The following is an 11,322-nucleotide window of genomic DNA, read 5'->3' as shown; positions in this document are numbered from 1 at the left end:
CCCCCCTCCTGCCCGACGGCCGTCCGCCGCCTTACACCCACCTCACCACCCCCACCGGCACCGCACACGGCGCCGCCCTCCACACCGACCCCGCCACAGCCACCACCACCGCCATCCTCAACGCCACCAACCGCACACACACCGAGATTTGAGAGGGAACGATCACATGGCTTTGCTCGGTACCAGGGTTCCCCTGCCCGACGAGCGGATCGCGCACCGGGTCTTCGAGGAGCACGCGCGGCTGCATCCCGAGCGCCTCGCCCTGACCTGCGGCGACCGGCGGCTCACCTACGGCGAGCTCAACGCGCGGGCCAACCGGTTCGCGCACCACCTGGCGGACCGCGGCATAGGCGTCGGGTCGATCGTGGGCGTCTGCGTCGACCGGACGCCCGAGCTCGTCAGCGTCATCCTGGGCGTCCTGAAGTCCGGCGCGGCGTACGTCCCGCTGGACCCCACCTACCCGCCCGAGCGGCTGCGGCTGATGATCGCCCAGCTACCCGGGATGAAGCTGGTGGCGGCGACCGCGGACACCCTCCCGCTGGTGGAGGGGGCGCAGGCGGACGCCGTCGACGTCGACGATCCGGTGCACGCACTGGAGGCCCTCCCCGACACGAACCCGTCGGTGGAGCTCCGCAACGACGACCTCTGCTACGTGGTGTTCACCTCGGGCTCCACCGGCACCCCGAAGGCGACCGCGGTCCGCCACGAGGGCTGGTTCAACCTGCTCAACTGGCTCCGGATCGAGTACGCCCTGGACCACCGCTCCAGCAACATGCTGGTCAGCTCCTTCGGCTTCGACATCAGCCAGCGCAGCCTCATGACCCCGCTCTTCACGGGCGCCCCGCTCCACCTGCTGCCCAGCCGCAGCTTCGACACCGGCCTCGCCCACCGGCTCATCGGCGAGCTCGGGGTCCGCACGCTGCACTGCGCACCGAGCACGCTGTACCTGCTCGTCGAGCGGGAGACCGAGACCGACCAGGACCGCCTGGCCGCCCTGCACTACGTCTTCATCGGCGGCGAGCCGATGTCGGCCGCCCGGGTCGCCGACTGGGCCACGCGCGAGGGCAACAGCACCGTGCTGCTGCACCAGTACGGCGTCGCCGAGTGCACGGACGTCGCCTCCTCGCACCGCATGACGGACTACGCGGCGTACGCGAACGGCCCGATGCCCGTCGGGCCGCCCGTGTACAACACCGAGATCCGGATCCTCGACGAGGACCTCGCGGAGGTCCCGGACGGTGAAGTGGGCGAGATCTGCGTCTCGGGCATCAGCGTCGGCGCCGGATACCTCAACTCCGACCCCGTCCACCAGGCCCGGTTCGTGACCGCCGGGCGGGACGGCGCCGAGCGTCGCTTCTACCGCACCGGCGACCAGGGCTACGCCACCCCCTCGGGCGAGCTGGTCGTCGTCGGCCGGATCGACCACCAGGTCAAGATCCGCGGGATGCGGATCGACCTCGGCGACGTCGAGCACGCGGTGCGCCGCCACCCGGACGTCCGCGACGTCGTGGTCGTCCCCGTCCCGTCGGACGAGGGCGACGCCCGGCTCGTCGCCCTGGTCATCCCGGCCGGAGCGCATGTCGTGGAGCGCACGCTCCGCGGCGACCTGCTCGCTGAGCTGCCGCGGAACATGGTGCCGCAGGAGTTCGTCGAGGTGTCGGCCTTCCCCCTGAATCCGAACGGCAAGATCGACCGCAAGGCACTGGCCGCCGGTCTCGCGGCCGGCTCCGCCGGTGCGGTCCGACCTGGAGCTGCGTGAGCTATGCACACCCATGCGATGTCCTTACCCCTGCACACGCTCGCGGCCGGATCCGCGTCGTCCGTGACCGGCAGCATCCTCGGCGCGCTCGCGCTGATCGTCGCCGCGGCCTATGTCTTCGCCCGGCTCGCACAACGCGTACGGCAGCCCGTGGTCGTCGGCGAGATAGTCGCCGGCATCGCCCTGGGGCCCAGCGTGCTGGGGCTGCTCCCCGGGGACCTGGTCGGTCTGTTCTTCCCCGCCGAAGTGAAGCCGTACCTCCAGATCCTCGCCCAACTCGGTCTCGTGCTCTTCATGTTCGGAGTGGGCTACCAGTTCGACGGTTCCCACCTGCGCGGCCACGGCCGGCAGGTGACGACCGTCTCGCTGAGCTCGGTCGCCCTCCCCTTCGCCCTGGGGGCGGGGCTGGCCTGGGTCTGTCAGCCCTGGTTCCTCCGGTCGCAGATGAAGACGGACGGGCTGCTGGTGCCCGCCCTCTTCCTGGGGGCGGCGATGTCCATCACGGCCTTCCCCGTCCTCGCCCGGATCATCAGCGAACGCGGCCTGCAGAAGGACCGCCTCGGTGCCATGGCCATCGCCTGCGCGGCCATCCAGGACTTCCTCGCGTGGACCGTGCTCGCCGTGGTGGTCGCCCTGGCGAACGCCACCGGGCCGTGGCCGCTCGCGCGGATGGCCCTCTGGTCGCTGGCCTTCGTCATCGGCCTCATGCTGATCGTGCGCCCGGGCCTGGTCTGGCTGCTCGCGCCCGAGCGGAGGTGGGCCGGCAGCACGGCCGTGCATGCCGTGCTGGTCGTGGGTCTGCTGCTGTGCGCCTGGGCGACGGAGGCGATCGGCCTGCACTCCGTGTTCGGCGCGTTCGCCTTCGGTGCGGTCGTACCGCGGCGGCGGATCGACGAGACGGCGCCCGAGGTGCCCGAACGGATCGAGCAGACCAGCCTGTTCCTGCTGCCGGTCTTCTTCATCGTCACCGGGCTCTCCGTGGACCTCGCCGGTCTCGGCTGGCAAGGGCTGGTCATCCTCGCGGCCGTCATCACGGTGGCCTGCGTCGGCAAGTTCGTGGGCGCCGCGGGGGCCGCCCGGCTGACCGGAGCGACGGGACGGGAGGCGATGACCCTCGGCGTCCTGCTCAACGCCCGCGGGCTCACCGAACTCGTCATCCTCAACGTGGGACTGGCACTCGGGGTCCTGGACAGCAGGATGTTCACCGCGATGGTGGTGATGGCGGTGGTGACCACCATCATGACCGGGCCGCTGCTCGAGCGGTTCCACCCGAAGTCCGGACGTACGGTGGCGCCGCCGCTCCCGGCCTCCCGTACGCGCGCGGATGCCGGCCCGAGCACGGGCCAGGGCAGCCGGGACCTGGTCTCCCAGGACGAGGCCTCCTGACCGCGGGCCGGCCGGATGAAGGGAAAAGGCGGTGCGCCTTGTGACGGGGGAAGTGCACAAGGCGCACCGCGTCTGTGGGGGTGACGCCGCTAGCGCGTCACCACGTCGGCGGGTTCGGAACCCTCTGGTTCGGACCCCGCCGGCTCGGACCCCGCCGGTTCGCTCCCCGCCTCGGCCGCTGGTTCCTCGGCTGCCGGCCGCTGTCCGCTGATGACGGCGAGGAAGGCGCCGCCCAGCATGACCACCGCGGCGCCGGCCTGGGCCAGCGTGAAGGACTCGCCGAGGGCGATGAAGGCGAAGATGGTCCCGAAGACGGGGACGGCGAACATCATCGCGGCGGCGCTGGAGGCGCCCACGTCCCGGATGCCGCGGACGAACAGCAGGTAGGCGATCGCGGTGGGACCGATCGCGAGGTAGACGGCATTGACCCAGAAGCCGGTGGAGAGCGAACCCCACTCCACGCTGGAGAACTCGGGGGCGGCCATCGCGCCCAGCGCGATGGAGCCGGCGACGGTCGAGTAGGTGACGGCCTGTACGGGGTCCATCCCGCCCAGCACCTTGCGGTTGAGCAGGGTGTACGTGGACCACACCGCGGCCCCGATCAGGAAGATCGTGTCGCCCAGCAACCGGTTCGACCCGTCGCCGCCGTCCGCCATCGTGGTGACGAAGAACAGGGCGGCTCCGCCGACGCCGAGGACCAGGCCGATGATCCGTACCGGCCGGGCCGACTCCTTGCGGGTCAAGATGAGCACCACCGTGGTGATGACGGGGGTGAGCGCGGGGAAGATCACGCTGCCGTCGCTCGCGGGGGCCATCGTGACGCCCCAGAAGAACAGCGCGTTGTAGCCGAAGACGCCCACGAGTCCGGCCACGCACGCGCCCGCGATGTCCTTCAGCCGCGGGGCGCGCTGCGGGCGCATGAAGAACGTGATGATCAACAGCACCACCGCGCCGCCGCCGAAGCGGAAGAAGGCCGCGACCCCGTGGGGCACCTGCCCGACCGCGAACTTCGACGAGGGGAAGGCGCTGCCCCAGAGCATCATGGTGAACAGGAGCCAGCCGTAGGCCCCGATGGCTTTGGACTTCATGTCGGCATCACATTCGTTCGTGTTCCGGTTCCGGTGTCGAGTGCCTTGGCGATGAGGGCGTGCACCTCGGGCGCGCACTCCATGACGGCGAAGTGGTCCCCGGCCAGCTCGTGCAGGGTGAACTCGCGAGTGGACTGGGCTTCCCAGGCGGCCAGTTGGGCGACCGTGGCCCGGGGGTCGCTGGTGGCGGCGAAGGCCGTGACCGGGATGTCGAGCGGGGCCTCGGCCGTGTAGCGGTACTCCTCGCTGACCGCGAAGTCGGCGATGAGCAGCGGATGGATCATGGCGAGCATCTCCCGGCTGGAGAGCACCCAGTCGGGGGTGCCGCCGTGGTGGCGCAGCACCTCGGCCAGTTCGTCGAGGTTCATGTCCCGCAGCCCCGTGGTGCGTTCCTCGATCTGGGGGGCGCGGCGGCCGGCCACGAAGAGGTGCACGGGCAGCGGGGCGCCGAGCCGGCGCAGGGACCGGCACAGTTCGAAGGCGCAGATCGCGCCGGTGCTGTGTCCGAAGACGGCGTACGGGCCGTCGACGGCCGCGGCGACGTCCTCGGCCAGCGCGGCGGCGAGCGGGCCCACCTCGTCCAGCGGGGTCTCCGTGCGGCGGGTCTCGCGTCCCGGGGGCTGTACTGGGGCGAGGCCGATCCAGTCCGGCAGTCCGGTCCCCCAGGCGCGGTAGGCGGAGGCCCCGGCGCCCGAGTGCGGAAGGCACAACAGGCGCAGGTCGGCTCCTTCGCCGGTGCCGAACGGCAGCCAGGGAGTTTTGATGCTCTGCGTGGCCATGCTTCTCCTCGGAAGTCCGTGTGCCTGCGTGCTCATGGCCTGGTAGACCGAGCTTGGCAGGTAATTCTGATTGTCTGCAACAAGTCCGAAACACCTTCGGTAGCATGCGAGTTATGCCGAATTTCGATGAGGTCAACCGCAGTCTGCTGCTTGAGCTTCAGAAGAATGCGCGCCGCTCGAACCGGGAGCTCGCACGGACCCTCGGGGTCGCCGACTCGACCTGTCTGGAGCGGGTGCGGGGCCTGCAGGAGAGCGAGGTGATCCTCGGGTATTCCGCCGAGGTGAACCTGGACGCCATGGGGCGCGGCCTGAAGGCGATGATCGCGGTGCGGATCCATCCCAAGAGCCGCGACGCCGTCGAGTCCTTCCGGGAGTTCGCGCTGAGCCTGCCGGAGGTGCTGGACGTCTTCGTCGTGTCGGGCAGCAACGACTTCCAGGTGCTGGTCGCCGTTCAGGATCCGCAGCACCTGGAGGACTTCGTCCTCGACCGCATCGCGCAGTACCCGTCCGTGGCCGACCTGCACGCCTCGCTCGTCTACGAGCACCTGCGCCGCCGCCCGGTGGAGATCCTGGAACCCACCGAGCGGCGCCGGCCGCCCACGCCGTGGAGCTAGTGCGGTGACCGGACGAGACGGGCCTGATCAGCCGGACAGGGCCCGTTCGCCCGCCCCGTGCCGCGGCCGGGAAGGTGCACGGCGCTAGAGCGCGGGGACCCGTGACCCGAGCATGAACGCCGACATCGCCTCCACCGGCTCCGGACCGGTGAACAGGGCGTAGTGGCCGCCCGTCTCGGCCACGGCGAGCTCGGCGCCCGGGACCAGTTCCGCGGCCCGCGCCGAATTGCGGTGGCCGACCATCTCGTCGTCGCGCCGGGCCAGGAACAGCGCCGGCAGCGTCAGGCTCGCGCAGGCCTCCGCGGGGGCGTAGCCGGTGGTGGTCGCCCGGATCCCGTACGCGAAGCGGATGAGCTCCTCGACGTCTTGGCGGTACGGCAGGGTCAGCATGCCGACCAGCTCCGGGTCCTCGACGCCCAGGGTGGTTCCCTCGTTGCCCCGGGGCCGCATCGCCTCGTGGTAGAGGCCGGCCTGGCCGACGTCCGCCGCCACCTGCGCGCACATGTCGAACACGGCGTTGCCCAGCCGGGCACCGGGCACCCCGTCGAAGAGGTACGCGCCGTCCACCGAGCTGAAGGACAGCGCGCGCTCCCCCAGCTCCCGGGCCAGGAAGAGCGCGACGGACGCGCCGGTGCACCAGCCGGCCACGTGGGCCTTCTCGATGCCGAGGCCGTCAAGGACCGCCACGCCGTCGGCGACGTGGTCGCCCAGGGTGACCTCGCGGGTGTCCGACGGGCCGGGGCTGCCGCGCAGCTCCCAGGTGACCAGGTTCAGGCCCGCGGCGCGGAACCGCTCCGCGATCCCGTCGAGGAGCACGTTCTCCATGCCCACCGCGTTGACGAACAGCACGGTGGCGGCGGCCGGCGCGCCGTCCCCGGGACCGGAACCGGTACCGGAGCCGAAAGCGGTCCCGGCCACGCCCACGCCCACGCCCACGTTCAGCGTGGCCGCGCCGCTGCGGATCCGCTCAGTGCGCATCGCGGATCTCCTCCAGCGCCTCCGCGAGCCGCCCGATGCCCTCCGCGATGACCGACTCGTCCGGGCTCAGGCTGAGCCGGATGCACCGGGTGGCGTGCCGGGCCAGGAACGGGCTGTCGAAGGGCCGGACGAAGAAGTGCCGTCCGGGCACGATGAACACGCGTCTGCGCTTGAGCGCCTCGTACACGGCGAGGTCGTCGAACCAGTCGTGGTCGATCCACAGCCAGGCGAACATCCCGCCCTCGGTGGAGTGCAGCCGCCAGTCGACCGACTCGGGCAGGATCTCGTGCAGCAGCTTCTCGGCGACCTGGCGCCGGCGTCGGTAGTAGGGCCGGATGACCTCGGAGGTCAGGGTGTCCAGGTGGCCGCCGTTCAGGGCCAGGGCAGCCGTCGCCTGGATCAACTGCGGTGCGTGCAAGTGGGAGTTGGCGGTGAAGGACAGCATCGCATCGATCGCGTCCGGCGGGCCGACGGCGAAACCGAGCCGCTCGCCGGGCAGCCCGGCCTTGGACAGGGTGAACAGGTTGATCACCCGCGGATGCAGGGGCGGGTCCACCGAGGTCTGCGCGACCCCGGGGAACGGCTCCCCGTACGCGTGGTCCAGTACCAGCGGTACGTCCCGTTCCTCGGCGATGGCGATCAGCCCGGCCAGGTCCCGCGCGCCGATGCTCCGGCCGGTCGGGTTCCCCGGGCTGGAGAGCAGCATCATGCCCATCGAGTCCTGCCGGCGGACCGCTTCCAGGTCGAAGGCGTACCGGAAGTACCGGCCCTCCTCGAGCTCGATGCCCGGGTCGACGCCGACGATCCCGCCCTGGTCCAGGCTGAGCCCCTGGTAGCCGGTGTAGTCCGGGACGGACGGCAGCACCAGGCGCCGGTGGCCGTCCCCGTACGGTCCGGTGAAGACGGTGGTCGCCATGAAGGCGAGCATCTGGCAGCCCGCGCCGACCAGGACGTTCTCCGGTCCGATGGCCCAGCCGTAGCGGGAGTTGAAGTAGCGGACGATCGCGTCGACCAGGCCGTCGGTGCCGCGCGAGGGGCCGTAGCGGCCGCTGGACTCGGCGAAGCCGTGGTCCATCGCCTCCTGCTGGAGCCGCCGCCAGGTCTCGGTGACCTCCGGGATGGCCGCCGGGTTGCCCGGACTGAGGTTGAGCCACTGCCGCCCGCCCCGCCCGTCCCGCCCGCCCCGCCCGTCCGACGGATCGGCGGAGGCGAGGGCGATGTCCTCCATGATGCTGCGGATGCCCGACAAGCCGCCCATCTTCGCGCCTCGGAGGGAGAGTTCCACCGGCTTGGTCCTTCCGTAGTGAGGGGGCCGCGCGCGGGGGGAGCCCCGGGGTGACCGGCGCTCCCCCCGCGCGTGCGGGCGGACCCGCCGCCCGCGCCCCGTGCGGGGCGTCAGGAAACGGCGAGCCGCGACTCGATGTGGCGGGAGATGCCCTTCACCGTGGAGTGCCGGAAGAGCTCGTCCATGGGGATCTCGACGCCGAGCTCGCGGGTGATCGCCACCTGGATCTTCGCCATGATCAGCGAGTGGCCGCCGAGCGCGAAGAAGTCGTCGTCCTCGGCGATGTCGGACAGGTTCAGGGCCTCGGCCCAGATCTTGCCGATCGTCTGCTGCGTCACGCTGTGCCTCTCTTCTCTTCCCTCCGCCGGCCCGTGACCCGGGCCGGACACAGGCGTATCAGTGGGTGTTCTTGACCTTGAAGGTCTGGCCGTGGGCGTTGGTCGTGCGCAGGCGGTTGTGCCCGTAGGTGTCCTCGCCGGAGACCACGACGGCGCCGTAGTTCTTCAGGTCGAACTCCTGGCCGTGCGCCTTGTACGAGTCCTGGTTCGGGTACACGCGCACGTGCGTCGGCACGTACCGGGACGTGATGGCGAAACGGGTGTCGCGCTCCGTGATGTTCGGCAGCGAGCCGTGCACGCAGGAGGCGGTGAAGATGAGGGCCTCGCCCGGCACCATCTCCACGTCCACCACGTCCTCGGGACGCGGCTCCCAGTTCGGGTCGATGGCGAAGTCGGAGAAGTCGTAGCCGTAGAAGCCCGTGTCCTGGGTGAAGGTCGTCACGTGGTCGCTGCCGTACTGCTCCTCGCGCCCGCGGGACGGCGTCTTGCTCTCGTCGAAGATGCGGTCCCGGTGCGACCCGCGGACGAAGCGCATGCAGCCCGTCTCCTTGGTCGCCGGGGTGAAGGTCGTCCAGACGGTGATGTCGACGTACGCGTTCCAGTCCGACTCCGTCGGCAGCAGCTGGGGCACGCCGGTCGCGTAGCTGTAGTCGCGGACCTGGTGCCACTCGGTGCCGCGCGAGCCCGGGAACTTGGCGAAGAACTCGGTGCGCCACGACAGGACGTCGGGGCCGAGGATCGCGTTGAGGTACTTGAGGATCGTGGGGTGCGTGACGTGCGACGACAGCTCCGGGATGTCCAGGTGGCGGTCGTAGTTCATGCTGTTCTGGAACACCGAGTGCGTCGTGTCCTGGTTCTTTACGCGCACCTCGCGGAGGATCTCCGCGGCCTCGTCGGGTTCGTACAGCTTGATCGGTCCGATGAAGCCGTCCCGCATGAACTGATCGATGTCACCCTTGATGTCCTCGGGGACCACCGCATTGTCTGCGATCGCGGCGCCGGACCCTGAGGGACCAATCTGAATTTCGGTCATCGTGAAGCCTCGTCCTTTCAACATCCCGGAATCAACGAGCGAATCAAGGGACTTTGTGGTGCCTTCCGGGATCATCTTCATCGGCGCTGTCCTCGCACCGTCCTCGCTTGGTCCTCGGCGCCCCACGAGCGTGCTCGCAGCCGATCTCGGAACGACCTTTTCCGCCGCCAACATGCCTCGGACGGCTGGTTTCTGATGGGTTGACAGACTGTCGAGAGGCCGCCGATGCTGGACCGGCCATTGCGATGCCGGATCGGGAACGAGATCCCCGCATTCCACGCAGGCGATTTCCGCAGCCGATCTCCACGGGTGATCCCGTCAGTCGATCCCCACGGGCGATCTCCGTACAGTTCTCACGGCATTCAATCTCGGGTGGTGAATTTCGTTGGCCGAAAGCTCGACCTTCGCGGAAGTCTTCGCGTCCTGGGACCGGCAAGATCGCGCACTGAATTTCCTCGGGGACGCGCAGGACCCGCCCGTCTCCTACGCGGCGCTCCGGGACGTCACCGGGGACCTCTGCGCGCGCTGGTCCTCCCTGGGGGTGAGCCGCGGGGACCGCGTCGTCATGGTCATGGCCGACGCCCGGGAGTTCGTCCTCTCGCTCGTCTCGGCGCTGCGCGCGGGCCTGGTGGTCGTCCCGGCCGCCCCGCCCTCCCTCACCCACCACGGCGACGCCTACCACGCGGGACTGCGCGAGATCTGCGGCGCGGCCGGCGCGGCCCTCTGCCTCACCGGCGGCATGTTCTCGGACTTCCTCGCGGAGTCCGCGCTCCCGTGCCCGGTGTTCGCCTTCCAGGCCCTGGAGAGCGCCGAGGCCGGCCCCCCGGTGGGCTCGCCCTCGCCCGAGGACCTCGCCCTGATCCAGTACACCAGCGGCAGCACCGGCAGCCCCAAGGGCGTCGCCATCGAACACGGCCGGCTGCTGGCCCACGTACGGGCCCTGTCCGACGCGCTGGCGGTGGACCCCGAGACCGACCGCGGCGTGTCCTGGCTGCCCTTCCACCACGACATGGGGCTGATCGGGAAGATCTTCGTCCCGCTGCTCAGCCAGACCAGCGCCTGGTACCTGCCCTCGATGAGCTTCGTCCGCGACCCGCTGGCCTTCGTACGGCTCATGAGCGAGGTCCGCGGGACCATCTCCTTCTCGCCGAACTTCGCGTACGGACTGCTCGCGGCCAAGGCGGCCAAGGCCCCCGCCGCCTCGCTGGAGGCGCTCGACCTGTCCGCCTGGCGGATCGCGGGCTGCGGCGCCGAGCCCGTATCGCCCGGGACCCTGAAGCAGTTCGCCGCGGCCTTCGCGCCCAGCGGTTTCCGAAGCGAGGCGCTGCGGCCCTGCTACGGCATGGCGGAGGTCACCCTCGCGGTGACCGTCGCCCCGGCGGGGCGGTTCACCACCCTGACGGTCGACGCGCGGAAGCTGGCGGCCGAACGCCGGGCGGTCCCGGCCGGATCCGGCGAGGCCGGCTCGGTCGAGCTGGCGTCCAACGGCCGCCCGCTGGCCGGCACCGAGCTGCGGATCCTGGCCGAGGACGGGACCCCCCGGCCCGAGGGGCACGTGGGCGAGATCGCGATCCGCAGCGAGCACATGTCGTTCGGGTACTACGCCGCCCCCCAGCCGACCGCGCAGACCTGGCGGGAGGGCTGGCTGTACACCGGTGACCTGGGCTTCGTGTCCGGCGGTGACCTCTACGTCACCGGCCGGATCAAGGACCTCGTCATCGTCAACGGCCGCAACCACCAGGCGCACGACATCGAGCAGGTGGCCGAGGCGGTCCCCGGGATCCGTCCCGGCGGCTCGGTCGCCGTGGCGGTGCGCCACCGGGACAGCGAGGCGGTGCGGATCGTGGCGGAGGCGAAGAGCTATCCGCCGCCGGAGGGCATCTCCGAGCAGGTGGCCTCGGCGGTGCGGGAGCGGTTCGGGATCCCCGTCCTGGACGTGACGATCGTGCGCAAGGGGACGCTGCCCAAGACCAGTTCGGGCAAGAAGCAGCGTCAGCAGACCGCGGCCCTGCTCACGGAGGGCGGCCTGGCCGAGGCGGCCCCGGGCCCGCCGGCGGCCGCC

Annotated in this window: 10 protein-coding genes; 4 read left to right on the top strand and 6 right to left on the bottom strand. The window is 70.8% G+C overall.

All coding sequences use genetic code 11. The annotated features are described in order from the left end of the window. Positions 1-166: 166 nt before the first annotated feature. Complete coding sequence (locus J7E97_RS29385) at positions 167-1,759, top strand: amino acid adenylation domain-containing protein (RefSeq protein ID WP_215033625.1); 1,593 nt, start codon at positions 167-169, stop codon at positions 1,757-1,759. Positions 1,760-1,777: 18 nt separating this feature from the next. Continuing rightward, positions 1,778-3,145, top strand: a complete 1,368-nt coding sequence (locus tag J7E97_RS29380) for a cation:proton antiporter (protein ID WP_215033624.1) — start codon at positions 1,778-1,780, stop codon at positions 3,143-3,145. Positions 3,146-3,234: 89 nt separating this feature from the next. On the opposite strand, the gene J7E97_RS29375 is transcribed toward J7E97_RS29380, so the two are convergent. Both J7E97_RS29375 and J7E97_RS29370 read right to left on the bottom strand, forming a co-directional pair. Beyond that, positions 3,235-4,233 (bottom strand): DMT family transporter, encoded by a 999-nt coding sequence (locus J7E97_RS29375; protein WP_215033622.1) that lies wholly within the window; start codon positions 4,231-4,233, stop codon positions 3,235-3,237. Then, positions 4,230-5,012 carry a thioesterase II family protein gene (locus tag J7E97_RS29370; protein ID WP_215033620.1) on the bottom strand — a complete coding sequence of 261 codons (783 nt, stop codon included), beginning with the start codon at positions 5,010-5,012 and terminating at the stop codon, positions 4,230-4,232. Before J7E97_RS29370 ends, J7E97_RS29375 begins: the two co-directional genes overlap by 4 nt. Before the next feature lie 113 nt (positions 5,013-5,125). On the opposite strand from J7E97_RS29370, the gene J7E97_RS29365 reads away from it, so the two are divergent. Continuing rightward, positions 5,126-5,626 carry an Lrp/AsnC family transcriptional regulator gene (locus J7E97_RS29365; RefSeq protein ID WP_215033618.1) on the top strand — a complete coding sequence of 167 codons (501 nt, stop codon included), beginning with the start codon at positions 5,126-5,128 and terminating at the stop codon, positions 5,624-5,626. Between the two features lie 84 nt (positions 5,627-5,710). Here the strand turns inward: J7E97_RS29365 and J7E97_RS29360 are convergent, their stop codons facing one another. The 4 genes from J7E97_RS29360 to J7E97_RS29345 form a co-directional block, all read right to left on the bottom strand. Then, positions 5,711-6,604 carry an alpha/beta fold hydrolase gene (locus J7E97_RS29360; protein WP_215033616.1) on the bottom strand — a complete coding sequence of 298 codons (894 nt, stop codon included), beginning with the start codon at positions 6,602-6,604 and terminating at the stop codon, positions 5,711-5,713. Continuing rightward, positions 6,594-7,889, bottom strand: a complete 1,296-nt coding sequence (locus J7E97_RS29355) for an aminotransferase class I/II-fold pyridoxal phosphate-dependent enzyme (RefSeq protein ID WP_215033614.1) — start codon at positions 7,887-7,889, stop codon at positions 6,594-6,596. Before J7E97_RS29355 ends, J7E97_RS29360 begins: the two co-directional genes overlap by 11 nt. Positions 7,890-7,999: 110 nt before the next feature. Next, positions 8,000-8,227, bottom strand: a complete 228-nt coding sequence (locus J7E97_RS29350; RefSeq protein WP_215033612.1) for an acyl carrier protein — start codon at positions 8,225-8,227, stop codon at positions 8,000-8,002. Between the two features lie 58 nt (positions 8,228-8,285). Further along, positions 8,286-9,260 (bottom strand): chlorinating enzyme, encoded by a 975-nt coding sequence (locus J7E97_RS29345; protein ID WP_215033610.1) that lies wholly within the window; start codon positions 9,258-9,260, stop codon positions 8,286-8,288. 385 nt (positions 9,261-9,645) lie between these two features. Here J7E97_RS29345 and J7E97_RS29340 point away from each other — a divergent pair. Then, positions 9,646-11,322, top strand: a 1,677-nt coding sequence (locus J7E97_RS29340; RefSeq protein ID WP_215033608.1) for an AMP-binding protein, incomplete at its 3' end; no start/stop codon positions are given.

Source organism: Streptomyces sp. ISL-66 (assembly GCF_018614135.1).
Classification (GTDB): Bacteria; Actinomycetota; Actinomycetes; order Streptomycetales; family Streptomycetaceae; genus Streptomyces.
Note: the sequence above shows the minus strand (reverse complement) of the source record. Positions and strands in the feature narration are given on the sequence as shown.